The 24758-nt window shown below is 46.5% G+C and carries 30 protein-coding genes; 29 read left to right on the top strand and 1 reads right to left on the bottom strand.

From position 1 onward, the window contains the following. The first annotated feature begins 10 nt into the window (after nt 1-10). Together V7R82_RS08085 and V7R82_RS08080 are read left to right on the top strand one after the other, a co-directional pair. The gene (locus tag V7R82_RS08085; RefSeq protein ID WP_338542430.1) at nt 11-604 is read left to right on the top strand and encodes a hypothetical protein; all 594 of its coding nucleotides are present in this window, start codon (nt 11-13) and stop codon (nt 602-604) included. 12 nt (nt 605-616) lie between these two features. After that, nucleotides 617-2197, top strand: a complete 1581-nt coding sequence (locus V7R82_RS08080) for a DEAD/DEAH box helicase (RefSeq protein WP_338542428.1) — start codon at nt 617-619, stop codon at nt 2195-2197. A 134-nt stretch (nt 2198-2331) separates the two neighbouring features. Here the strand turns inward: V7R82_RS08080 and V7R82_RS08075 are convergent, their stop codons facing one another. After that, complete coding sequence (locus V7R82_RS08075; protein ID WP_338542426.1) at nt 2332-3162, bottom strand: DUF4393 domain-containing protein; 831 nt, start codon at nt 3160-3162, stop codon at nt 2332-2334. A 65-nt stretch (nt 3163-3227) separates the two neighbouring features. Here V7R82_RS08075 and V7R82_RS08070 point away from each other — a divergent pair, with 65 nt between their 5' ends. The 27 genes from V7R82_RS08070 to V7R82_RS07940 all read left to right on the top strand — a co-directional run bounded on the left by V7R82_RS08070 (nt 3228) and on the right by V7R82_RS07940 (nt 24756). Next, entirely contained in the window at nt 3228-5450 is a 2223-nt protein-coding gene (locus tag V7R82_RS08070; protein ID WP_338542424.1) for an AAA family ATPase, read from the top strand. Between the two features lie 306 nt (nt 5451-5756). Beyond that, nucleotides 5757-5981 carry a hypothetical protein gene (locus V7R82_RS08065; protein ID WP_338542422.1) on the top strand — a complete coding sequence of 75 codons (225 nt, stop codon included), beginning with the start codon at nt 5757-5759 and terminating at the stop codon, nt 5979-5981. Beyond that, nucleotides 5975-6388, top strand: a complete 414-nt coding sequence (locus V7R82_RS08060; RefSeq protein ID WP_338542420.1) for a RusA family crossover junction endodeoxyribonuclease — start codon at nt 5975-5977, stop codon at nt 6386-6388. The genes V7R82_RS08065 and V7R82_RS08060 overlap by 7 nt, the downstream gene beginning before the upstream one ends. After that, the gene (locus V7R82_RS08055; RefSeq protein WP_338542418.1) at nt 6385-6576 is read left to right on the top strand and encodes a hypothetical protein; all 192 of its coding nucleotides are present in this window, start codon (nt 6385-6387) and stop codon (nt 6574-6576) included. Before V7R82_RS08060 ends, V7R82_RS08055 begins: the two co-directional genes overlap by 4 nt. Continuing rightward, nucleotides 6569-6862, top strand: a complete 294-nt coding sequence (locus V7R82_RS08050; RefSeq protein ID WP_338542416.1) for a MazG-like family protein — start codon at nt 6569-6571, stop codon at nt 6860-6862. The genes V7R82_RS08055 and V7R82_RS08050 overlap by 8 nt, the downstream gene beginning before the upstream one ends. Continuing rightward, nucleotides 6855-7091 (top strand): glutaredoxin-like protein NrdH, encoded by a 237-nt coding sequence (nrdH, locus tag V7R82_RS08045; protein WP_338542414.1) that lies wholly within the window; start codon nt 6855-6857, stop codon nt 7089-7091. Before V7R82_RS08050 ends, nrdH begins: the two co-directional genes overlap by 8 nt. Before the next feature lie 2 nt (nt 7092-7093). Then, entirely contained in the window at nt 7094-7603 is a 510-nt protein-coding gene (locus tag V7R82_RS08040) for a DUF3310 domain-containing protein (protein WP_338542413.1), read from the top strand. After that, nucleotides 7593-7781: a hypothetical protein gene (locus V7R82_RS08035; protein ID WP_338542411.1), complete on the top strand. Its 189-nt coding sequence runs from the start codon at nt 7593-7595 to the stop codon at nt 7779-7781. The genes V7R82_RS08040 and V7R82_RS08035 overlap by 11 nt, the downstream gene beginning before the upstream one ends. Then, a complete protein-coding gene (locus tag V7R82_RS08030; protein WP_338542410.1) occupies nt 7781-8287 on the top strand; it encodes a hypothetical protein in 507 nt (168 codons plus the stop codon). The genes V7R82_RS08035 and V7R82_RS08030 overlap by 1 nt, the downstream gene beginning before the upstream one ends. Nucleotides 8288-8475: 188 nt before the next feature. Continuing rightward, nucleotides 8476-8952, top strand: coding sequence for a terminase small subunit (locus tag V7R82_RS08025; protein ID WP_338542409.1), 477 nt, complete (start codon nt 8476-8478; stop codon nt 8950-8952). After that, entirely contained in the window at nt 8936-10210 is a 1275-nt protein-coding gene (locus V7R82_RS08020; protein ID WP_422388382.1) for a PBSX family phage terminase large subunit, read from the top strand. Before V7R82_RS08025 ends, V7R82_RS08020 begins: the two co-directional genes overlap by 17 nt. Before the next feature lie 16 nt (nt 10211-10226). Next, complete coding sequence (locus tag V7R82_RS08015) at nt 10227-11681, top strand: phage portal protein (RefSeq protein ID WP_338542408.1); 1455 nt, start codon at nt 10227-10229, stop codon at nt 11679-11681. Between the two features lie 6 nt (nt 11682-11687). Next, nucleotides 11688-13409 (top strand): minor capsid protein, encoded by a 1722-nt coding sequence (locus V7R82_RS08010; protein ID WP_338542406.1) that lies wholly within the window; start codon nt 11688-11690, stop codon nt 13407-13409. A 371-nt stretch (nt 13410-13780) separates the two neighbouring features. Further along, nucleotides 13781-14362 carry a phage scaffolding protein gene (locus V7R82_RS08005; protein ID WP_338542404.1) on the top strand — a complete coding sequence of 194 codons (582 nt, stop codon included), beginning with the start codon at nt 13781-13783 and terminating at the stop codon, nt 14360-14362. A 21-nt stretch (nt 14363-14383) separates the two neighbouring features. Beyond that, nucleotides 14384-15292, top strand: coding sequence for a capsid protein (locus V7R82_RS08000; protein WP_303885439.1), 909 nt, complete (start codon nt 14384-14386; stop codon nt 15290-15292). A 10-nt stretch (nt 15293-15302) separates the two neighbouring features. Beyond that, nucleotides 15303-15605 (top strand): hypothetical protein, encoded by a 303-nt coding sequence (locus V7R82_RS07995; RefSeq protein WP_338542400.1) that lies wholly within the window; start codon nt 15303-15305, stop codon nt 15603-15605. A gap of 61 nt (nt 15606-15666) precedes the next feature. Next, nucleotides 15667-15900: a hypothetical protein gene (locus V7R82_RS07990; protein WP_338542398.1), complete on the top strand. Its 234-nt coding sequence runs from the start codon at nt 15667-15669 to the stop codon at nt 15898-15900. Nucleotides 15901-15902: 2 nt separating this feature from the next. Next, on the top strand, nt 15903-16268 hold the full coding sequence (locus V7R82_RS07985) for a hypothetical protein (RefSeq protein ID WP_338542396.1): 366 nt from the start codon (nt 15903-15905) through the stop codon (nt 16266-16268). Further along, nucleotides 16252-16686: an HK97 gp10 family phage protein gene (locus V7R82_RS07980; protein ID WP_338542395.1), complete on the top strand. Its 435-nt coding sequence runs from the start codon at nt 16252-16254 to the stop codon at nt 16684-16686. Before V7R82_RS07985 ends, V7R82_RS07980 begins: the two co-directional genes overlap by 17 nt. After that, complete coding sequence (locus V7R82_RS07975) at nt 16679-17146, top strand: phage tail terminator family protein (protein WP_338542393.1); 468 nt, start codon at nt 16679-16681, stop codon at nt 17144-17146. Before V7R82_RS07980 ends, V7R82_RS07975 begins: the two co-directional genes overlap by 8 nt. A 21-nt stretch (nt 17147-17167) precedes the next feature. Then, the gene (locus tag V7R82_RS07970) at nt 17168-18454 is read left to right on the top strand and encodes a phage tail sheath subtilisin-like domain-containing protein (protein ID WP_338542391.1); all 1287 of its coding nucleotides are present in this window, start codon (nt 17168-17170) and stop codon (nt 18452-18454) included. Nucleotides 18455-18464: 10 nt separating this feature from the next. Next, entirely contained in the window at nt 18465-18923 is a 459-nt protein-coding gene (locus tag V7R82_RS07965; protein ID WP_338542389.1) for a phage tail tube protein, read from the top strand. Between the two features lie 27 nt (nt 18924-18950). Further along, nucleotides 18951-19349, top strand: coding sequence for a phage tail assembly chaperone (locus V7R82_RS07960; RefSeq protein WP_338542387.1), 399 nt, complete (start codon nt 18951-18953; stop codon nt 19347-19349). 282 nt (nt 19350-19631) lie between these two features. Then, complete coding sequence (locus V7R82_RS07955; RefSeq protein ID WP_338543764.1) at nt 19632-21833, top strand: tape measure protein; 2202 nt, start codon at nt 19632-19634, stop codon at nt 21831-21833. Nucleotides 21834-21845: 12 nt separating this feature from the next. After that, entirely contained in the window at nt 21846-22550 is a 705-nt protein-coding gene (locus V7R82_RS07950) for a LysM peptidoglycan-binding domain-containing protein (protein WP_338542380.1), read from the top strand. Next, nucleotides 22547-23527 carry an XkdQ/YqbQ family protein gene (locus V7R82_RS07945; protein WP_338542378.1) on the top strand — a complete coding sequence of 327 codons (981 nt, stop codon included), beginning with the start codon at nt 22547-22549 and terminating at the stop codon, nt 23525-23527. The genes V7R82_RS07950 and V7R82_RS07945 overlap by 4 nt, the downstream gene beginning before the upstream one ends. After that, complete coding sequence (locus tag V7R82_RS07940) at nt 23527-24756, top strand: peptidoglycan amidohydrolase family protein (protein ID WP_338542376.1); 1230 nt, start codon at nt 23527-23529, stop codon at nt 24754-24756. The genes V7R82_RS07945 and V7R82_RS07940 overlap by 1 nt, the downstream gene beginning before the upstream one ends. The last annotated feature ends 2 nt before the right edge of the window (nt 24757-24758 follow it).

The raw sequence follows: 24758 nt of genomic DNA, 5'->3' as shown, positions 1-24758 counted from the left end.
GGAAATAAAAATGACAGAACAATACAACAACTTCGAGCGTGAATTAGATTGGAACGACCAAATTACCCAGGACAGCGAATTCGTTATCCTAGAGCCAGGCGAGTATTGGTTCAAAGTTGAAAAGTTTGAACGCGGCCGACACACCCCTAACCCTCAAAACCCAGGTAAATTACCTGCCTGCAACAAGGCAGTCCTGACCTTGGAAATCGCAACAAATGATGGACAAACCAAGAAGTTGACCCACAACCTATTCTTACACTCACGCACAGAGGGGATGTTATCAGCCTTCTTCGGCGCAATCGGCCAGAAGAAACACAAGGAACCTCTCCAAATGAACTGGAACCTAGTCCCTGGCGCTATCGGCGTTTGCTCCATTAAGAAAGGCCTATCTCGCAATGGCAACGAGTTTAACGAAGTCGGCTACATGATTTATCAAGACGATGTCGACCCAACTAAACAGTTAAACCAACGACCAGGGATGGCAGCAGCACAACCTATGATGCAAGTACAGCCTCAATTCCAACAACAACCACCTGTGCAGCAATATCAGCAACAACCATTACCTACCCCTCAGCCTCAACAATGGCAACAAGGTAGCTTCTAATAGGTGACTCGAATGGAATTACGACCTTATCAACAAGAAGCCCGTGAGTCCATTCAAAAAGAATGGGAGAACGGCAATAAGAAAACCCTGCTGGTATTACCGACAGGGTGTGGGAAGACAATCGTCTTCTCCAAAGTAATCGAAGACCGAGTGAGAAAGGGCGAGCGAGTGCTCGTCCTAGCTCATAGGTCAGAGTTGCTAGAACAGGCAAGCGACAAGCTTAAACAATCAACAGGCCTCAATACGGCCACAGAAAAAGCAGAAGAAACAAGTATCGGTAGCTGGTTCCGCGTAGTAGTTGGTTCAGTCCAAACGCTCCAGCGTGACAAAAGGCTTAGAAAATTCGCCAAGGACCATTTCGACACGATTGTGGTTGACGAAGCGCATCACTGCATATCAGACGGCTATCAACGTGTGCTCGGACATTTTGACCAAGCGAATGTGCTAGGCGTGACAGCAACGCCTGACCGTGGAGATATGCGTAACCTAGGGACCTATTTCGAATCATTGGCTTACGAATACACCTTGCCCAAGGCGATAAAGGAAGGGTACCTGTCTAAGATTAAGGCACTCACAATTCCTTTGACCTTGGACCTTTCAGGTGTAGGTACGCAAGCTGGGGACTTCAAATCAAGTGACCTAGGCTCTGCGTTAGATCCATACCTTTACCAAATCGCCGATGAGATGGCTAAGCAATGCCAGGATCGCAAGACGGTGGTATTCCTACCGCTCGTTAAAACGAGCCAAAAATTCCGCGATATTCTCAACGAACGTGGCTTTAAGGCTGCAGAGGTGAACGGTGAGTCCAAAGACCGGGCAGAGGTCCTAAAAGACTTCGAAGATGGCAAATACAATGTGCTTTGCAATTCGATGCTGCTAACTGAAGGTTGGGATTGTCCATCAGTCGACTGTGTGGTGGTCTTACGGCCTACAAAGGTTAGAGCCCTCTACAGCCAAATGGTCGGGCGGGGAACTCGATTATTTCCAGGTAAAGAAGAGTTACTGTTACTAGACTTCCTGTGGCACACAGAACGTCACGATTTATGCCGGCCAGCAAGTATTATTGCAACTGACGAAGCCGTTGCTAAAGCGATGACCAAACGTTCAGAGGAAGCAGCTAACGTGGCCGTAGACATCATGGAACTAGAAGAGGTAGCTGTTAAGGATGCAGTCGCAGAACGTGAAGAAGCACTGGCTAAGAAATTATCTGAGATGCGTAAACGTAAGCGGTCGTTGGTAGACCCTTTGCAGTTCGAAATGAGTATCCAAGCAGAAGACTTGGCCAATTATGTTCCCGCATTTGGCTGGGAAGCTGGTCCGCCGTCTGAAAAGCAACTCAAGGCACTAGAAAAATCCGGTATCTTCCCAGACGAGGTAGAAAACGCCGGTAAAGCTAAGCTAATCCTTGATCGCCTCGACAAGAGACGACATGAAGGCCTAGCTACGCCAAAACAAATAAGATGCCTAGAGCGGTACGGATTCCGCAACGTAGGCATCTGGAAATTCGATAATGCTAAGCGACTGATTGACCGGATTGCAGCCAATAACTGGCGTGTACCTCGTGGTGTCGATGTCGCTAGTTATGAGGGGTGAGAATTATGGAAATCATCTTACTATCAATCATCACATCTGGCATCGTATCGTTTCTGATGATGAGATTTCAGATGAAGATGATAGAAATTTGGATGGATAGATTTTTCGAAGAAGAGTCCAGAAGAATAAAAAGATTACTCAGATAAGCAGATTTGACAAAAGTGATTCCCTAGGCTAGTCAATTCGATTTTTCCTCTATCAAGCTCAATTTTATCAGGTGTTAGTATTTGATACGCTAGCCGTCTGGCTGCAATTTCTTCTTGAGAACTAGCGTTCTCCTCAGGATTTTCGAGAACTTCAAGTAGTTTTTGGTAACTAATGAACTGGTTGGATGAGTATATCTTATCATAAGCGTTCTCGTGTGTTAAAAATCTGTCGAATGATATCGTCACTAAATTTAGTCTTGCTAAATTATCTATTGAAGAGGCAAGTGAACTTGCAGTAGCCTCAACTTCATCGTTGATGAATATAAAATCTGATACAAGACGAAATTCCCCTAATTTATTTATCTGCATCACTCGTCCAATAACTTGATTTCCTAAAAAAACAGATTTTAAATTGGCTGCATCTAGAGGTGTCATTTGTTTTACTATATCAACAAATGCTGGATGCAAAGTTTCTGTTTTGGATTTATCCATGGAAGAAGCCATTAACTTAGCGAACATTTCTCTAAGTGATTCCTCTTCTATATAAAAGTTAGTTGCTTCTAAAGCTGGACCTAAAATTTGTAGCTTCGGTTTCTGTATATTTTCTGGCTCAATTTTGGATACATGATTAAGAGTTCTGTCTCTTAGATCTGAAATTTTAGCTTCTTGCTGAACACGAAGCATCTCAGCTTGTTCAGAAGCATGATGGCCAAAATGTATATACCAATAATCTTGAAGAGTCTGGACGGGGCCTTTGAAAAGCCCTGCTGCAGCAGCACCGCTTATAGCACCTGTAATCATTGGAAGGAAGTCTTGCATGTCAATTACTCCTTATACGTGTATTTTTAATCACATTATATCACACAGAGAAAGAAGGTGATACCTTGTCAGAAATTAAATTAACTGAGCTACTCGAATATGTCGACCCTGCATTGTGCTCTTACCAAGAATGGGTCAACGTCGGGATGGCACTCAAACACGAAGGCTACACGGCCATGGACTGGGACTCATGGTCCAAAGGAGACCATGCCCGCTATCACGCAGGTGAATGTTTTAGAAAATGGGACTCCTTCGAAGGCAGCAACACTCCAGTTACCGGTGGGACCATTTACCAAATGGCAGTCGATGGCGGCTATGAACCACCAAGGTCATACGACGATGGCCGAGGAGAACTCGACTGGGACAGTACAATCAAGTATGACAACGACTATAAAATCATCGATAAAGACTGGGTAGAAGCCAAAGAAATTAAAGAACCTGATCACTGGAACCCAGTGGCAGAAATTACCAGATACCTCGAAATCTTATTCGATAGTACCGAAAACGTCGGTTATGTGACTGAGACCTGGGAGAAAGATGGCAAGCATCTACCGACCTCTGGTTCATACGACCGAACAGCAGGTGAGCTAATCCAACTCCTAAATCGATGTGAGGGGGACCTAGGAAGAGTATTCGGGGACCCGAAAGAAGAAGCCGGTGCTTGGATTCGATTCAACCCATTGGATGGTAAAGGCGTCAAAAATGACAACGTGACCGATTATCGGTACGCCCTGGTCGAGTCAGACAGTACCGACCTAGCAAAACAAAACGCCATCATCCGAGAGCTAGAGCTCCCTGTTGCCTGCTTGGTCTATAGCGGTGGTAAGTCCGTACACGCAATCGTCAGAGTCGAGGCAAAAGACTACAACGAATACCGGACTCGTGTTGATTATCTGTATAGCATCTGTAAGAAGAACGGCCTAGCGGTCGACTCTCAAAACAAGAACCCTAGCCGACTTAGTCGTATGCCAGGGGTTATCCGGAATGGCCACAAGCAATTCCTTATCGATACCAACATCGGTAAAGCAAGTTGGGATGAATGGTACAAGCACATCGAAGACTTAAACGATGATTTGCCGGACCCAGAGGGGCTAGAAGATTTCTGGAATAACATGCCAGACCTTGCACCGGAGTTAATCCATGGCGTATTACGTCAAGGACACAAGATGCTAATGGCGGGGCCGTCTAAGGCTGGTAAGTCATTCGCGCTCATCGAGTTATCCATCGCTATCGCAGAAGGTAGCAAATGGCTTGGATGGCAGTGTGAAAAAGGGCGCGTCCTCTATGTCAACCTAGAGCTGGACCGAGCATCTTGCTTACACCGGTTCAAAGACGTTTATCAAGGCCTAGGAGTTGCGCCGCATAATCTAGGCAACATCGATGTTTGGAACCTCCGGGGTAAGACCGTGCCAATGGATAAATTGGCACCTAAGCTTATCCGGCGAGCAGCTAAAAAGCATTACACAGCGGTCATCATTGACCCGATTTATAAAGTCCTGACAGGCGACGAGAACAGTGCTGATCAGATGGCACACTTTACCAACCAGTTTGACAAAGTGGCCACAGAGTTAGGCGCATCCGTTATCTACTGCCACCATCACTCAAAAGGGTCGCAAGGTGGGAAAAAGTCCATGGACCGTGCAAGTGGTTCTGGGGTATTTGCCCGCGACCCAGACGCCCTAATTGACCTGGTAGAACTTGAAATCAACGAAAGTCTAGCTACTCAACAGTTAGATAAGGCCAAATGCCAAATCTACAAAGAGAGCATCTTAGATCTCAATAAGCGATACTACGAGAAGTATATCGGCCTGGATGACCTAGAGTCGGCTTATCAGATGAAAGAACACGCGCTCAAGGCAATCACCACTTCTCAATACTACGACGTCAACCAACGCATTAAGGCAGCTGAACGTGAGCAGAAACAACGGACTGCATGGCGTGTGGAAGGTACACTCCGAGAGTTCGCGAAGTTTGAGCCAGTCAATATCTGGTTCGGTTATCCAGTGCACACAGTCGATGATTCAGGCGTCCTAAATGATGTCGAGCCAGAGGATGCTCAACCGACCTGGAAGAAGAATTTCGACAAGAGAAAGTCTCCTGATGAGAAGAAGGAAGAGCGCAAGCATTCGTTCGATACGGCTTATAGCGCACTCAATGATGGCATCGAACCGGTCACGATTGACGGCCTGGCAGAGTACCTAGGTATCTCAGATAAGACAGTTAGACGTCGTGTGAAGGAAGCAGGTAGTTATAAAATTGAAGGAAATTCAGTTATCAAAGTAGACTAGAAAAAACAGGCATGGACAAGACAAAATCGAGGACATTTTTCGAGGACGTCCTCGATGGACATTTTCGATTTTGTCCGTGTCCGAAGCTCGAAAATGACCTTTGGACAAACTCGAGACATTTTCGATTTTGTCTCCGGGACAGACACGCTATACCTCTTTCGAGGGTAAATAAGCGGGTGTCCCTGGCAGGTCCAAGGCAAGAACAGGAACAGGAACAGGGGGCTAAGGCTCCGCCCCCTGTAACCCTGTCCGTGTCTGTCCTTGCCAAAGCGCGAGAAAAAGAGAAAAAAATTTGAGGTGAAAAATATGCGGAAGAAAAAACAACGTTCAAAAAAACTGGATGTGGCGAAAAAAATGCCGCCACTTTATCACACCCTTCCAGGCAAGCCGTTCTCGCTGGAAGAATCCGAGGTACTAGAGTGGCTATCGAGTCAAGGCGAGTTGCAACTGTGGTTATTCAATCAGCTGAGCTATGCTGGATACATCGAATACGACCCAGAGACTGGACTATGGAGTGGTATCGAATGCTAGAGTTCTTCATACCGCTCAAAAAGATTCCGACTGTCACTCATCAGCAAAAGAAGGCAGCAGTCAAAAACGGCAAGCCTTTCTTCTACGAGGACGAAAAGCTCAAGCAGGCAAGAGAGTTATTCATGGCCCATCTGTCGAACTACAGGCCTGATACAAAATTAGAGGGGGCTATTCGGCTCACGACTAAGTGGCTATTCCCTCTGACTAAAGGTAAACGGAATGGCGAGTATAAAGTTACTAAGCCAGACACCGATAATCTCATCAAACTCTTTAAGGATTGCATGACGAAGCTTGGCTATTGGCATGACGATGCTCAGGTGGCTAGCGATATCATCGAGAAGTTCCACAGTGAGGTGGTTGGGATCTATGTAAAAATTGAATCATTGGAGATGGGGACATGGACATGAACACGACCATTCGGATAATTATAAACACTGTTATTTGGGCAACCACCTGGACAGTAGTGGAAATGATGATTAAAAAAATCATCAAACGAAGACGCGAGAAAAGACATCTTGGAGATCAAATTGATGAGTTAATTAAAGGTCTTCATAAATTAAACGAAATCTTAGAAGAGGAGATTGACAATGAATGATTTAATCGAAAAAGTGAATCAATGGTTCTTTGACCGAGACCTTGCCGAAGGAGATGGCTTAGGTCAACTACAAAAACTGCATGAAGAGATCTATGAGCTGGCCGAAGCTCGTATAGTCAATGATTTCTCTGCTGAGGTGGATGCAGTTGGAGACATCACTGTCGTGCTAATTGGTTACTGTTTACAACGTGGTCTGACCTTGGAGCAATGCCTGGCATCGGCTTATGACGAGATTAAGAACCGTACCGGCAAAGTAGTGGATGGGGTGTTCGTTAAAGATGAGTAATATTACCGTATATTCAAAGCCAAACTGCATGCAGTGCGAGTTTACTAAGCGCTGGTTACATGAAAACGGCATTCCGTATACCGCCTATGACGTCACGAAAGACGAGCTTAGCTTGGATTATATCAAGCGCCTAGGCTATCAAAATCTACCTGTGGTAGTAGTGGACGATGGCGACAAGCACTGGTTCGGATTCCGACCAGATCTGTTAGAAGAATTGAAGGAGAGATAAAAATGGCTGAATATAAAATTTGGTATTGCGAAAACTTTGAACAGTATACATATTTGATGCAACGTCTTGAAGAGAGGGGTTGGATTTGGAACAACCGTAATCTTCCTACTGAATGGACTCCTAGAATCGTCGTCGACGTAACAAAAGAACCTGTCTACATTGTTGGGAATACCGGCTATAAGTGCATCTCGTTCTCTGAATCGTTGGAATCCATTGGCTTGGCAGTTGATGTCATTCGTGTGAAGATACCTAAGGCTGATAAGGTGGATGAGGAAGCAAAGACTGAATCCGACGTAATCCAGCCAGGACATTACAACCAAGGTGACATGGACCTTTTCGAGATTTTCTATCACCAGTATCCGTTCAACGAGTTTAGAACAGGTATGCGGATGATTGCTGCTCGTTACTATCACAGATACCCTGACAAGAACGGACTGCAAGACTACGACAAAGGCGATGAAGTGATGCGCCGACTACGCGAATACGAGGAGCGTGAAGCAAATGGCAGATAAGTTAGAAACTAAGGTCCGTAAAGAGCATCGAGACTTCCTTAAGAGAAAGGCTCAACAGTACCGTAGACAAGCGATGAAGCACGCCTATGATAATCCTAAGCGGTATAATGAGCTGGTATACGAAGCCCGCCAATTCGACCTCTGTGCTGGGTTGATTTATAGCGAGGAGGATGATTGATGGAGCATCTTACTAAAGAACAGCTTACCGTCATCTCTCAGGTAGTTAAATCTGAACTCGATAAGGACCAGAAACGTAAAGCCAAAGAGTTGAAAGATTACCGCTTACGGAATACAACGCTATTAGTCAAGAACTATCGCATGCTGAGAGTGCACTGCGATACAATCGTGGAAGATTTAGAAGTCTATGAGGATTCCGTCTATGATCCACAGGAGCTGACACTGAACACTCTGATGAAGTACAAGGCCCGGACAGCTAAAATGCTGGACTACTTCGATAGCATCTTCCGGGCCTATCACGAACTGGCTGAACGAGATACCGAAATGATGCTAAGACGATGGAAGACCGTCTATCAAATGTATGTCGGATCAGATAAGCACACTGCAGTCGATATGGCTGAATATTACGGTGTGGACGAGCGGACAGTATATCGCTATCTCAATAAAGCTTTCGATGAGCTATCGACGCTGCTATGGGGCATCACTTCATTCGATGATTTTGAATGAGGGGTGTCAAAAAGGTGTCTTGAAGCTGTCATCCTAAAGGTGATAGAATGATAGTGTGATAAATTGGAAGTTAGCCTACTTGATTCTAATTTGTCTTCCTTTTTCTTCAAGGAGAATTCCTGACGCAGAAAGCCGAGCTGACCCCTATCAGCTGGGCTTTTTGTTTATAAATTCGGAGGTGATGGAAAATGACGGAATTATCGCTTAGGCAAAAGAAATTCGCCGATGAGTACATCATCAGTGGTAATGCTACTAAATCGGCTATTGAGGCTGGTTATTCGAAGAAAACCGCCGAGAGTATCGGAAGCAGATTGTTGAGAAATGTTAAGGTTTCTGAATACATCAGCAAGCGAGCTCAAGAAGTCTTCGAAGAACGAGCAATGAGTGTCGCCGAGGCCTTGGCTATTTCTGCCAGTATTGCCCGAGGGGAAATTCAGCAAGGGCAGACTAAGAAGAACGTGAAGGTGTATGTTGGTGACCAGGTCGAAGAAGAGACCGTCACGGAGACAGTATATGAATTCACACCGACGATTGAAGAACGTCAACGGTCGCTAGATCATATTCTCAAGGTCAACGGGGCTTACCTAGACCGGAAAGAGATTGACGTTACTGGCATGGTTCAATTCATCGACGACATTGGAATCGGTGATGATGATGGCGAATAAAAAGCGGATGAGCGACTTTATCCCAAAAGCCTTTCATTCGGTTTGGCGTGCGGCCTTTGACCCTGCCAAGCTACACGTTGTGTGTAAGGGTGGTCGTGGCTCCGGTAAGTCGTCTGACATTGCGCATATCATCGTCCAAATGATAATGCGATACGCGGTGAACGCCGTCTGTATTCGTAAGGTGGACCGCGACCTGCAAGAATCTGTGTTCGAGCAAATCATGTGGGCCATTGAAGAACAGGGCGTGAGACACCTGTTCAAAATCAACAAGTCCCCGCTCAAAATAACTTATGTACCTCGCGGGAATCAAATTATCTTCCGAGGCTTGCAAGATCCTAACCGGCTCAAGTCCTTGAAGTCCAGCCGTTTTCCTTACGCCATTGCTTGGGTGGAAGAGTTGGCCGAGTTTAAGGCTGAGGATGAAATTAAAATTGTGACTAACTCTATCCTTCGTGGCGAATTGCCTGAAGGTCTTTTTTATAAGTTTTTTTACACGTACAATCCGCCCAAACGAAAACAATCCTGGGTTAACAAGAAATACAACACCGCGCTGCTGCCTAGCAATACGTTCGTGCACCACTCGACCTACCTGGACAATCCTTGGATAAGCCAAGCCTTTATCGAGGAAGCGGAGGCCACAAAGGAACGCTCGCAACGTGCCTATGACTGGGAGTATGGTGGAGAGGCAGTCGGGTCAGGGGTATCACCATTCGAGAACTTGGTATTCCAAACCATATCCGACGAGCTATACAATTCGTTTGATAATATCCGCCAAGGTGTGGACTTTGGTTATGCTAACGACCCTCTGGCCTTTGTAAGGTGGCACTACGACAAGAAGAAGCGTCGTATCTATGCCATGGACGAACATTATGGCGTTAAGATTAGCAACCGTGCTCTTGGTGAGTGGCTGAAGAGCAAAGGCTACAACCAGGTCGAAATAACTGCGGATAGTGCCGAGCCAAAGTCCATAGATGAGTTAATCTATGAGCACGGCATATCGCGCGTCAGAGGTGCTAAAAAAGGGCCAGATAGTCGAGAGTATGGTGAACGCTGGCTTGATGATCTGTACGAAATTATCATCGACCCAAAACGCACACCAAACCTCGCAAGAGAGTTTGAGTCTGCTGATTACGCAGTCGACCGAGACGGTAATCCTAAATCTAAACTAGAAGAAGTAAACGACCACACGATTGATGCCACAAGATACGCATTCGAAAACGATATGCGCCAACCTAGCATCTCGACCTCGTGGGATTAAGTAAAGGAGTGAAATAATGGCGAAATGGTTTGACTGGCTCAAGGAGCGAATGTTAATTGCACTTGATGTGGATGAGAAATCCATCTTAGAAATAGAGGTCAATCGTCACCTTGGTAGCGAACGGTATAGATTGCTGCACAAAGCGAATGAATACTATCGCAATCACACCGACATCGAGCGGAAGATGCAGGATGTGTCTTGGAAATCGAACAGTAGACTGCGCCTGGGGCTTTTTAGAAAACTGGTGGACCAAAAGGTTGGCTACTTGCTTTCGAAAGCACCTAGCGTAATGTACGGCAACGATTCGGAAGAAGAATTGAAGGTCAAAGAGTTTATTGACGAGTTCTTCGATGAGCACTTCCTTCGTAACCTAAAATCAGTGGGACGCGATGCTGTTATTAAAGGTGTATCTTACGGCCTGGTCTATTATGACGAGGAAGGCTCACTTCGTATGACTAAGATTCCTGGTGAACAGGTGATTCCTTTCTACGCTGATGAAAGGCGAGAGGTAGTGGACGCTTTCTTGCGAATCTACAATCAAGAGGTCTACACCTTGCTAGGTAAGAAACAAGAGATTCACGTTGAGTATTGGGATACCGAGGGTATCACCTATTACAAATGGGAGTCAGGGCATTTGCAACCTAACAAGGCGTATGACGGCATTCAGCCTCATTTTCGCTACATGGATGAAACTGGACAGGTTCATAATTACAACTGGGAACGAGTGCCGCTCATCGTGTTCAAATACAACGAGAACGAGCAATCGTTCTTGGACCAAGTCAAGTCTATCATCGACAACCTAGAGCTGCAGGCGTCGGTCAATGCGGACTTGCTAGCGGATATTCCTAAATTCATTTATGTGCTAAGAGGCTATTCTGGTGAGCCTTTGAAAGAGTTTCTTTCTAACCTCAATATATACAAAACTATCAAAGTTTTAGACAAAGGCGGTGTTGATAAACTCCAAGCAGACATTAACACAGAGGCCGTTGAGTCAGAAATCGCGCGTAGTCGTAAGATGCTATACGAGGCCGGTCGGGCTATCGACACTCAAGACGAGAACTTAGGTAACGCTAGTGGCCAGGCTCTAAAATGGCGATTTACAGACCTTGATTTAGATGCTAACGATTTTGAGAATGGTCTGCAGAGTGCGATTATTCATTTGATGTGGTTCGTGGTGAATCATATCAAGAACCGGACAGGGCTAGTAGTGGATATGAAGTTGTTCCATTACACCTTCAACCGAGATGTGATCACAAACGAGTCAGAGGCTATTCAAGACGCACAAAACTCTGTTGGTATCTTAGACGCTCGCACGATTCGAGAGCAGCATCCATGGTACACGCCTGAAGTTGAGGCACGACTGGAAGAAGAGAATAAGCAGAATGCTGAGAAGCAGGACGATTATAATTTCAATAGCCATGGACACGACCACCCGCCGGAAGAGGACGAGAAGTCAAAAGAAAAGGAGTGATAATCGATGGTTAGCCATAATTACTGGCTGAAACGAGCGTCACTCCAAGACTCTCTTATGCGAGCAACCGAAGACGAAACGATTAAGCGAATCAATGATCAGCTGGCCATCCTTGAAGATGACCTGGTCAAAGAGATTCACACTTTCTATTCACGGTATGCTCAAGATAACCGGATGACTCAAGCAGATGCGATGAAGTATCTGACAGATGACGAACTGAAAGAATTTCAGAACGTCAACCTGGCACGGTTCAGAGAAATGGCCTTAGATCCAAAGACTGACCCTGCGTTATTAGACGCCTTATCTTATCGTCACCGCATCTCTCGCAAGCAAGCGATGATTCACGAGATACAGCGCAAGACGAGGGAAGTTTATTCTAGCTCTGGGGCAATCTCAGCAACGGTTGGAAAAGGGCTCGCTAGTGGCTATATCAAGACCTCTGCTCAGGTGGGTAAGGATATGGCGCAAGCTGGCATATTATCTATCAAACCTGCTATCAAACTTAATGATGACCTGATTCTTCGTCGGATGTCGTCTAAATGGTCAGGGAAAGAGTTTTCTAGCCGGGTATGGACCCAAGGGCAAGAACACTTTAATTCAATTCGAGAAACATTGGATAAGGCGTTCACTGGTGGCTGGAGTCTCGATAAGACGGTCCTGGAACTTCGCAAACGGACAGGTGTAGCAAGACATAATGCTGAGCGCCTGGTGCGAACTGAAATGACTGCTTACAACACCATGGCGAACTATGACATGTATAAGGCGCTAGGAGCCAAGACATACAAGATTGAAGCTATCCTGGACTCCAAGACGTCAGCTATTTGCCGACATCAAAACAACAAAGTCTATCTCATGGATGATTTTGCACCAGGCACCACCGCACCGCCTTTCCATGTGCACTGCCGGAGCAAGATTATACCGACAACTCCTGAGGAAGAGACAAAATTCTTGGAATCTCACGGCTATGGTTCGCCTGATGATTCTAGCAGCGATGCAGACCAGGATGGTCAATCTGCCTCTGGTCGCAAGCCGTCTCTTGACGAGGTCGTGCAAATGTATGCAGACCGGGCTAGAGAGTTAAGCGAGAAGTATGGTCTACAAACCGTGGAACAGGTGCAGGCTATACGTAATTCGCCATCCGAACCCGACAAACACCAAGCGGATTCCTTGAGTAAAGAAAAATTGGCTGAGATAGCTAAGGTTGAGAGGGCCATAACTAAAGATATGAAAAGGATGGCCAAGGAGTCTGATGGTTATCTGGCCGGGCTCGAATTTCGTCTGAAGTCGCAGGAATCACTGGCTCGTAAAATTATTTCTGATTCAATAAGCGAAGGAATAAGTTTGAGAAGAGCTGCTGATAAAATAAATGATATCCTAAGGTATACCACTATTTTTGATGATGAATCGTTTGTAGAAAACTATGAAACGATGAATAAGCTTTTAAATTCTGGAGAATATGGTATAATCAAAGTGAAAAATACTTGGCCTCTGCCAGTCCCTTATAAGGGGGTCAATACGACCCTGGAAAAGGATGGAGTTTCGTTTGAGATGCAATACCATACCAAGGAAAGTTTCGACCTGAAGAACGGTGAATTGCATAAGCTTTATGAAAAATCTCGAAGAGATGGAATCAGCGAGGAAGAGAAGCTGAAGATTGATAAGGAAATGTTTGAACTTAGCAAAAAACTCAAACCGCCTAAGGGCATAGATAGAATCAAATCGAAATAAGGTGATTTAAGTGAAAGCATACTATGTAACCACAACTGAAAATCCTAAGGTACTCAAATTTGATGTTGATACTATGTACGTTTATGAGAATGGATGGAAGCCAAGCATATACTGGAGAGACAAGATTCTAGTAAGTGACTATGTCCATTTTGAAGAAATAACAGAAGAAAAGGCCTACGAACTCATTGGTCGTATGGTCGCCTAATTCTAGCACCTTTCGAGGTGCTTTTTCTTTGCCCCAAAAACGGAGGTGATCCAATATCTCGCAGACCAGCGTTACGGTCAACCGTCCTGAGCATGACGGCATAAACTGCTTATTTTTTATTTCTCCGGTGCCGTAACACCGAATAAAAACGAAGGGAAGATGTTTTATGAAGCGTGAAGAATTACGCGCTCTAGGCTTGACCGAAGAGCAGATTGAGAAAGTAATGGCCGAGCATGGCAAATCACTAACCGAGGTAAATGCTAAACTGTCCGCTGCAGAGGAGAGCAAGAAAGCATTAGAGACCCAGTTGGCGGCCCGCGACAAGGACATTAAAGAGCTCAAGAAAGGCTCGGAAGACAATGCCGAATTAACTAAGAAGTACGAGGAATTAGAGTCCAAGTACAAACAAGAGAAAGCTGACTATGAGCAGCAAATCAAGGACACAAACCTAAATCATGCAGTAGACCTGGCCCTTGCTGGCAAGGTGCATGACACCAACATTGTCCGTGGCTTGTTAGACCGTACAAAGCTGACTATCGATGACAAAGGCACACTTGGTGGCTTAGAAGAGCAGCTAAAGGGCCTGCAAGAATCTAAATCGTTCTTGTTCGTATCAGAGCCAAGTCCGGCTACCAAACAAGAACCGTCGTTCAGTGGAGCCACTCCGTCAGGCACAGGTGGAACAACTCCTTCAAGCGGGCAAGCGTTCATTGACGCATTCACCGCGGACCTGCCTACCACTAAATAATAAGAATTGAGGTAAAAATTTATGGCAATTAACTACGCAACAGACTATCAACAAGCCCTACAAGCACGATACGCGCAAAACGGCTTGTTATATACTCAAAAACTTTGGAATTCCCCAAGCAACTCTCTTTTGAAATGGGTTGGCCACAAGACAGTCAAAGTACCTAAATTGACTATCACTGAAGGCCGTCAAGACCGTGCTCGTCGTACCATCACAAACGTAACTGCGAACTACGAGAACGAATGGGAAACTTACGAACTCACCAACGAACGTTACTGGAGTACATTAGTTGACCCATCCGACATCGACGAAACAAACTACGTATTGTCTATCGCGAACATCACTCGCACCTTCAACGACCAAGAGAAGATTCCAGAAATGGACAAATTCATGATTTCTAAACTCTTCAGTCGCAAGTCTGCTTTGGATACTCAGAAGAACCAAATCAAGGAAGTTGAATTGACCGAAGACAACTTCTTGGCAACATTCGACGCTCTTATGGAACAAATGGACGAAGCTGGTGTGCCTGCAGAAGGTCGTGTATTGTATGTGACCCCTGCGGTAAAACGTATCATCAAGAACATCAAGCAATTCGGTCGTACCGTAAACATTCATGGCCAAGGTCAAGTAATTGACCGTAGCATCGGTCGTTTAGACGACGTAACAATTGAGCCTGCTGTTCCTTCTGACCGCATGAAGACAGCCTTCAATTTTACCAAGGGCGCTAAAGCTGAGTCTACTGCTAAGCAAATCCAAATGTTCTTGATTCACATCCCATGTATGGCTGCACCACAAAAGTATAGCTTCGTTGGGTTAGATCAACCGAATGCAGCAAACAGCGGCAACTTCTTGTACTACGAACAATCACACGACGACGTGTTACTCTTCAATGTTAAGCACGAAGGGTTAGCATTCGTAACTAAGCCTTAGGAGGTAAATTATGGTTAAAGTTAGGAAAGAAAACCGTGTCCTGGACGTCTTCGAAGACGAAAAGGAAGTCTACAAAGCTAAAGGTTATGACGTCATCGACTCAGTGACCGGTGAGGTTTTGGAACACGCTACGGGCGGCCGTACATTCACGACAGAAGAGTACAATGCTATTTTGATAGAGTTGGCTCAAGTCAAAAAAGAATTAGACGAAACCAAAGCTGCGTTAGAGTCAGCAACGAAAGGCAAGGGTGGTAAGAATGGAAAAGCTAGCGACCCTAAAGGCGCTGACGCAGAGACGCCTGAGGCTGAATAACAATTTAGACTTAGCAGACAACGAGCACCTGGACTATCTCCTCGAAGAGGTAGTCCGCAGGGTGCTTAATTATTGTAATTTGGATGCTATCCCAGACGAACTCGATTATACGATTGCCCGCATGACAGACTTGGCACTCAAGCAAGCACTGGGTCAACTCGATGGCGAGGCAAAAACAATCAAAGTTGGCGACACGTCTGTTAGCTTTGATACCGACGCTGCGACCAAGGCACTTAATAATCTCATGGGAGATTTTGAGGGCGAGCTTAACGAGTTCCGTCGATTGAGGTGGTAGCCATGGCTAAGATTAACCATGTCTTATCCAAGGCGCGAGGCTCTATCGAGTGGACCTATGACAAGCTAATGTCGGTAATGGAACAGACGTCTTATCGCAAGCCGAATGGCGCCACAGGCTCTAAATTCGGACCAGTACAAGGCAAGGCCAACATACCTTGCCGAGTATCTGTCCAAAGGCTAAATAACACGACGACCGAGGAGGCTAATAAGCTTGAAGTAGTCGAGAAGTTGTTCTGCCAGCCAGATGTCGAAATCAAAGCCGGAAGCCAGCTATTGATTGGCGACGTTAAGTACACCGCCACAAACGAGCCTTTCGTCTATCCAACTCATCAGGAAGTGGTGATAGAGCGTGCCAGATGGGTATGATTATTCAGAAATCATAGAATTCAACAATCGAGTAGATAGAGCGCAAGAAATTGTGGACGAACTTATCCGAGAAACTATAAAGGAGATTGCGTTAGATTTTCTCACAGTAGTAAAGGGAAAGACGCCTGAAAAAACTGGGTTGCTCAAAGATCGTTGGAAATTTGGTGAAATACAAAGAAAAGGCGACGATTACGTGATTGAGGTATTCGATAGCGTAGATTATGCCAGCTTTGTTGAAGATGGACACCGAACCCGGAAAGGGCAAGGCAAAAAGAGTTCTCGTATTAACTCAAAATTTTGGGTCGAGGGACGCTTTATGATGAAGCTGACCGAGGACGACATAAGGGAGAAGATGCCGAGATATCTTCAAAAAATGGAAAAAAAACTAGCAGAGGAGTTGTTTAAGAACCTTGGATAATGTAAAGAGACTCTTAATCGCTCAACTGCGCGAGCGATTTTCAGAAACGGAGGTATACGATGAGCCAGTACAACAAGGCTTGTCGTTACCTTGTTTTATTATCAATGCAAAAAAAGCCACTCACAAGCGCCTGGTGGGCGACCAAATGCTAACCCATCTATTCCTATTCCTTACCTACTATCCGCGTCAGAGCGAGGATAAGAGAGCGGAAATGGAAGGCGTTATGGCAGAGTTCTATTCTGGAGCGTGGAAGTATCTCCAAGGCAAGCACCATATCCACAACCTGGACATGGAGCACAACGACGAGGTGCTAACCATTAGCTTTACCATTGACGTTCATCACTCCATGGCTAAACCAGACGGAGCGAAAATGGACGCCTTGGCCGGTACGGTGGCAGTTAAAGCAGAGGGTGACAGCCCTCAAATCAAGAACCTGGAGCGAAAACTCAAGGTCAAATAAACAATAAAGGAGTAATGATAAATGACGTGGACAACACAAAATAAGCGTCTGCCTGGCGCATACGTCAATTTTAAGGCTCGCAAGGAGCAAAAGGCCCTTGTATCGGGCGAGGGTATCCCGGCCTTAATGCTGCAAGGTCAAACTTTAGCAGCGCCTGGCTTCCACACAGTGGCACAAGGCACAGACCTAGCTAAGTTATTCGGTACGACTGCTAAGATTGGCTTGGTAGCCGAGGCATTGGCAGTGGCTAGCAAAGTCTTAGTATATGTACCTGCTAGCACAGGCGGTACAAAAGCGACCGGCACAGAGGGCGGCTTAACCGTAACTGCGGTCAAAGAGGGGGCAGAGGGCAACAAGTTGGTTGTCAAAATTATCAACAATGGTCCAAACGTGACCGTGACAACAGTCCTGGACAATGCTCAAGTTGATAGCCAAGACGTGCAAGCTAACCAGTTGCCAGCAGCTAACGACTACGTGACTTTCTCCGGTACGCTTCCTAGCGGTGGTGGCTCACAAGAGCAAATTCAACTGTCCGGCGGTGCTGACGGCTCTATCGACAACTCTGTTGATAAGTTTGTCGCCGAGCTATCCAAGCAAGACTTCCGAGTTGTGGCCTACGGAACTGACGTGGCCGACGACAAGAAGAAACTTGTAGCGGCAGTCAAAGAATGGCGTAACGAGGGTCGCGCGATCGTGGCGGTAATTAACAACTATGCGGAAGCAAACAATGAGGGTGTTATCTCTGTTGATAATGGCGTAACCTTGGCCGACGGTACTAAGCTAACCGCCAAGGAGGCTATCTATCGAGTGGCTGCTTTATCTGCCACTGCCGGTTCTAAGAGCCTCACACACGCGGAGTATGTAGGGGCTATCGACTGCGACGCTAAGACACCGCAAGAAATTGCTCAAGCTATCGAAAAGGGCAACATTGTATTCCGAGTGTTCCGCGGTCGCGTATTGATTGCTCAAGACGTCAACACGCTTGTAACGCCTGCGGACGGTCAAAACGACGACTTCAAAAAGAACAAACTAGTTCGGACCATGGACATTATCGGCGAGGCCATCCAAGCAGTATTCGTCGAAAACTTCGTCGGTCAAGTAGTCAATGACATTGACGGACGCGAGTTATTCAAGCAGCACCTGATCGTGCGAGTACTTGACCCGCTCGTGGCACAAAGTGCATTGACATATAGCGCGGACGACATCAAGGTAACCGAGGGGAGCCAAAAAGAGGCTATCCTGGTAACTCTTGGCGTCAAATTAGCCGATGCTATGGAAAAACTCTATGTCACAGTAGAAGTAAAATAGGAGGTAAACTATGCCAAATTTAATGAACCAAAACGACACTATCTCTTCCAAGGAAGGGACAGTGTTCGTTACCGTTGATGGTAAGAACATTCCATTCGCCGAAATTATCGAAATGGAAGCCAAGGTTGAGTTAAAAACAACCGACGTTACACCGCTCGGGCAACGTATGACGAGCAAAAAGGTAACTGGGGCAGAGGGTACAGGGAGCGTTAAGTTCTACTATCAAAACCCAGCGGTACGCAATATCGTCGCGAACTATGTCAAAGAGGGTAAAATTCCGGAGGTATCTATCAAGTATGCCAACGACGACCCAACTTCTCACGCTGGCAGAAACTCGGGTGTTCTTAAAGGCGTCATCTTCGAGAAAGCCTTGTTATTTAAGGCGTCAGGCGAAAACAACGTCCTAGAAGATGAAACTGACTTTAGCTTCAACGACATCGAGATTTTAGAGACATTTAAGCAAGCCTAGACTAACCGAAAAAGGAGATAATCAATCATGACATCTATCAAGTCATTCTTGAAAAAGAACAAGAAGAAAACCGAAAACATCAAACTGAAGCTAGAAAGCTTTGATGAGCATATCGAGCTTCGTATCATTTCGGGCCGAGAGTACGACGCTATCCAGGACAAATGCTATGTCAACAAGCCAGGACGTAAAGGACGTCAAGAGCGCGTGCTTGATATGTCCAAGTTTAACAACCTGCTATGTAGCGCGTCCGTTGTCGTTCCTGACTTGCAAAATGCGGAGCTACAAGAGTCTTATGGGGTCCGTGGCGAACAGGACCTCTACGGCGAAATGTTCACTTTCGCGGATCACCTGAAAATCTTAGAGGCAATCTCTAACGCTAGTGGCCTAGATAACTTTGACGATTTGGTGGATGAGGCAAAAAACTAATCAGAGAGGACAGTGAGAGCGGCCTAGCTCATGCTGCCCTCCATAAATTTCATGTGTTGCCTAGTCGATGGGTGTCAATGAGCCGTGAGGAAAAAGCATTCCTCGCGGCTTCTTTGGTTATCTACGGTGAAAGTCTGGACGAACAAAGAAAAGACATCGAAAGAAAGAGGAGGTGAGTAAGTGGCCGGTATCAATACAGCAATTAGTCTTACGGACCGCATAACTGGGACGCTCAATAAGGTAGCTACTACACAAGAGCGCGTAGCTAGGACTGCTGAGAGAATGAACCAAAACACGCGAAGAATCGCACCAGCGCAAATCGAGATGGGGAACTCCGCTCAGACGGCCGGAGGTAAAGTCGCCAATATGTGGAACAAATTCAAAGGCTATGTCATTGCCCTGTTCGCAATACAGGCGGTCACTAGGGCGCTTAGAGCGCTATTCGGGGCCTCCGATACTTTCTCAAGTATCCAGGCCAGGTTAAACCTCATAAACGACGGTTCACAGACAACCGCACAACTGAACGAAAAGATATACAGGACCGCGCAAAGGTCGCGAGCCGAGTATACTGCTATGGCGTCCTCGGTCGCCAAGCTAAACATGCTAACTAATGGCGTGTTTAAGAATAATGACGAATCTATCCGATTCTTGGAGTTAGTCAACAAGTCGTTTACTGTTGCCGGGGCTAGTGCCGAGGAACAAAAGAGCGCAATGCTACAGCTCACACAGGCCATGGCTAGTGGTCGCTTGCAAGGTGACGAACTCCGGTCTATTTCCGAAAACTCGCCAATGATTCTCCAAGCCATTGAGAAGTACGCCGGCATTAGTCGAGCGGAACTACGGAAGATGGCCGCTGAAGGCAAGATTACCTCGGAATTGATTAAAAACTCTATCTTTGCTGCCGCCGAGGATATCGAAAGCAAATTCTCTAAAGTGCCTATGACAATAGGACAGGCATGGACGACGTTCTTAAACTACTTGCAAATGAGATTGCAACCTATCTTCCAAATGCTCCAGGATGCTTTGCGGTCTGACGAGTTTAAGCAATTCGCTGCTGCCGCTACAGTAGCGATTGACGCGCTAGTTTGGAGCGTCATGTTCTTAGCACAGTTGCTTGGTATTGTTTGGAACACAGTCGTTAGCATTTACCAATTCTTCGCTAACAACTGGAGCACGATTGGACCAATCGTAACCGGTATTGCTGCGGCTTTAGCGGTCGTATATGGCTATATGCTAGCTATGCGGATAATCGAGGCTATTAGAGCCGCCTGGGAAGCATTAAATGCGACAGTACAGATATTCAACATGCTAGTTGCGGCTAACCCTATCGTCGCTATCGGTATGATCGTCATAGCAATTCTGATTGGCATTGCGGTCGCAACTATCGGAGTTGGTGAGACAGTCGAGTTAGTATTCGGCATTATCGGCGCTGCCTTATATGGTCTAGCGGCGATAGCCTTTAACATCTTTGTCGCTATCTGGAATATCGTCATGACGGTAGTCGAGGCCATTGTCAATGCCTTTATCATGGGCGTTGACTTTATCAAAACATTGTGGTGGGGCTTCTTGGTCGTCATAGGCACGATAGCCGAGACGATAGCCAACATCTTTATTGACGTTATTAACTTTCTGCTTGAGAAGTGGAACGACTTTGGCCATGGTATGAACGAGCTATGGTACAACATAGGCAAAGGCGTTGCGAAGATGGCCGAGGCTGCCGGAGGTGTCGTTGACGGTCTGATTAACGCGGTCCTTGGTGGTATCGAGGACATGATTAACAAGGCTCTCGGCGGTATCAATAGCATGATTGAGGCGGTCAATAAGATACCTGGCGTAAACATCGGAACGCTATCCAACGTGACACTAGGTCGGTCTAATATCGCCGGTGCTGCTAAGGCGTGGGGCGATAGCATGGCTGCTCCAGTTAAAGGGGCAGTTGCTAAGCTAGAGCGTATGCAAGGCCTAGCCAAGGGCCTAGCTGGCGACAAGCCACAAGGCTCGCAATTATGGACCGCTCCAAGAGGCTCGTTTGCCGACGTGGGTGCTGCGGTCACTGACGGTTACAATGCCGGTAAAGGATTCGGAAAAGGTATTGTAAATGGCGTCCAAGGTATCTTGGATAAGGTTAACAACGCCATGAATATCGGCGCTCACAACCCGCTTAACCCAGGCGACCCTGGGCTCGGTGGTATTGGTGGAGCGACACCATTCGACCCGTCTATGTTAGGCGGAGGCGGTGGCAAAGGTCCTAAAGGTGGTAAGCTCGATAAGGTCGACGAGGTTGGCCTAAGCGACGAGTACATGAAACTGATTAGGGACGTTGCTGCTATGAAGTGGCAGCAGACCTTTGTAACCCTTAAGCCGGAAATCGTCAATAACCTGGAGGTTAAAGACGACCGCGACACGCAAGACTTTATTGCTAAGTTCAACGACCAACTGCTTGACGTTGTTGAAAACCAAGCGAGCGGTCTGCTTCATAATTAAGGGAGGTAGGCCATGAAACTATACATTAAAGGCGAGGACGGAACACTCTTTGAGTTGCCTGTCCTCCCCGAAGAAATCGAAGTGGACGAGAATCAAAAGATAGAGACCGTCGAGGTATTGAGTGCCGGTGAGATTCCTATCCCTGGCTATCAAAGTCTTGTAAAGTTCTCTATCTCGTCATTCTTGCCAACGGTCAAGGACGGTAACTATATCTCTAACGGAGTAGACGCCTTGACAATCATTGACAAGCTACGACGTTGGAAAAAGTCGAATACTCCGGTGAGGGTTGTCCTTACCGGCCTATTCGGCGCCAACATGAAGAACGCCAATGTCAACGAGTTATACTTGATATCTGACTTTAAGACGTCCTCCGCTTTCGGATATGAGACAGATATCAAATACTCAATTACATTTATCGAGTGGAAGAAGCTAGCACCTCGAAAACTCGAAGTGCCAAAGCCTAAACCTACTGAACCGGAGAAGAAACCGCCGGCTATTGTGACGCCTCCGCAACCACAACGGCCGCCAACTACTCCGCCAAAGCCAAAAGAAGCGCCTAAACGCTATCATACCGTAATCTGGGGCGACTGCCTCTGGAAGATAGCGCGCAAGTATTATGGCGACGGTGCACAATGGCGAAAAATCTATGAGGCTAACAAGTCCAAGATTAAGAACCCTCACTGGATCTATCCTGGACAGGTGTTCTTGATACCATGACGGCATCCGAAAAGATTAGCCTAGTCACTCAAAACATAAGCGGAGGCGAAATTTACGACTTAGCACCGGTCACTAAGTCTATCAACTGGAAAACCAAGCGAGCCGGAGCACCGGCAAGCCTGGAGTTGGAAGTTATCACTGATATTCCATTTGATTATGGCTCGGTCATTGTCTATATGGCAGATGACTATAAGCTATTTGCCGGTAAGCTATTCAAAATCAAAAAGGCCAAGAATAAACAAGTAACCTATGTCTTTTACGACCAGTTAAAGTACTTGCTCCGCAATAACTCCTACGTTATCAAGGACAAGACCTTAGCCGACGTCGTTAAGATGATAGCGAATGATTACAGCCTGGACATTGGCGCGCTCAATGCGCCTAATATCAAGCTGCCTACTCTGCTTAAAGAAGATAAGTCGGCGATTGATATTATCCAAGAATGCCAGGACCAAATCATGGTAAACACTGGCCGATTGACTGTATTCTGGGACGACGTTGGCAAGCTCCGGCTAGATATACCGGAGAATTTACGCATACGGACCGTCCTGGCCGACGCCTCGATTATCTCCGACTTTTCATGGGAGGGGTCTATCGAGGACTCCGCCAACCTGGTTAAACTGGTCCAGGACAACAAGCAAGCCGGTCGGCGTGACGTCTATATCCAGTACGATTCCAACCTTCAAAAGAAATGGGGTATTCTCCAATTCTACAAGAAGGTTGACGAGAAGATGAACGAGGCACAGATTAAGCAAATGGCCGAAATGTACCTTAAGCTAAAGTCCAAGCCGGCCGAAACGGTCACGCTATCGTTTTCAGTCGGGGACTACGACTTTAGAGCCGGTCGAGCAGTCTATGTGGATGTCAAGGAAATCAATTTACATGGTTGGTATCTACTAGACGAGGTAACGCATAAGGTAGACGCTACCGGACATAGCATGGAATGTAAGCTATTTATTCCAAGGGAGGGGGCTAGCTAATGGCAGAGTTCGATATTGAGTTACTCAAGAAACTCATTGAAAAGACGGTTGCTAATATGCAGCCGGCTTCTATGGCTACTGGCACAGTGGTTAGTATCAACCCTCCTAGAATAGCTATCGACAACAAGAATAACCTTGTGATACCAGAGGAGCTATTTACGATTACCTGGGGAGGCAAGCTGACCTCCGAGTATCTGAATAAAAAGGTCTTTATGATGCGCCAAGACGGAGGGGGTCACTACTACGTTTTAAGCGGTGGCTACGAATACCAGAAAGTGGGTCAAACCATTTACGGTAACTTAGGCACGACAGTTAACTTTGACGTGCCGGACCGCCTTAAGTTTATGGAGCAGATGATTAGGCTCTGTGTCAAGTACGCGCGTAATCTAAAGGCCTCGGTATCTATCGCCCAGGCCATGCTTGAGAGTGGCCTAAGCCCTACTAATAAAGGTAGCGGCCTAGCCCTCAAGTATAATAACTGGTTCGGTATCAAGGCCGGCAGTTCTTGGACTGGTAAAGTGACGACCCTATCGACGCAAGAGGACAATGGGAGCGGTGGCCTCTATACCATACAGGCCGGTTTCCGTTGGTATGACTCAATGGAGGACTCCGTAAAGGACCATGAGGCGATTTTCGACTCCGCCTGGGCCAAGAGCCATTATGCTCGCGTGCTATCCGCTACGACCGCGGAGGCTCAATGCTATGGCCTCCAGGGGACCTACGCAACCGACACCGCCTACGCCGGCAAGTTGATTAGGATAATCAACTCCTACGACCTTAAGAAGTTTGACGACCTCAAGCCAGCCAATGCCACAGGCACGAATGAGAAGCTAGAGGCCATGATTGCTTGGTTCCAGTCGAAGCTAGGCAAGGTGTCTTACTCCATGGCCGCGCGAGGTGGCCCTTACTCCTATGATTGCTCTAGCGCGGTATTCAGTGCCATGAAGCATGCCGGTATCGTGCCGGCCGGTACGCCATTAGGCTCGACCGAAACGCTATTCGGTATGAGAGGGCGACTACTAAAGGAAATTAGCCGGTCAGAGGTTCGCCGAGGCGATATATTCGTCTCCGGTGTACCTGGTTACTCCTCCTATGCCGCCGGCCATACTGGCGTGTTTATCGACAACCAAAGAATTATCCACTGCACCTATTCAAAAAACGGTATCGCAATCACGCCGGCCGCCGGTTGGATGGGTTCGCCACCTCATTATTACCGGCTTCAAATTTAGGA

The sequence above is a fragment of the Abiotrophia defectiva ATCC 49176 genome (assembly GCF_037041345.1).
Classification (GTDB): domain Bacteria; phylum Bacillota; class Bacilli; order Lactobacillales; family Aerococcaceae; genus Abiotrophia.
The sequence above is the reverse complement of the archived record's forward strand: the minus strand, read 5'-3'. Positions and strand labels throughout refer to the sequence as shown.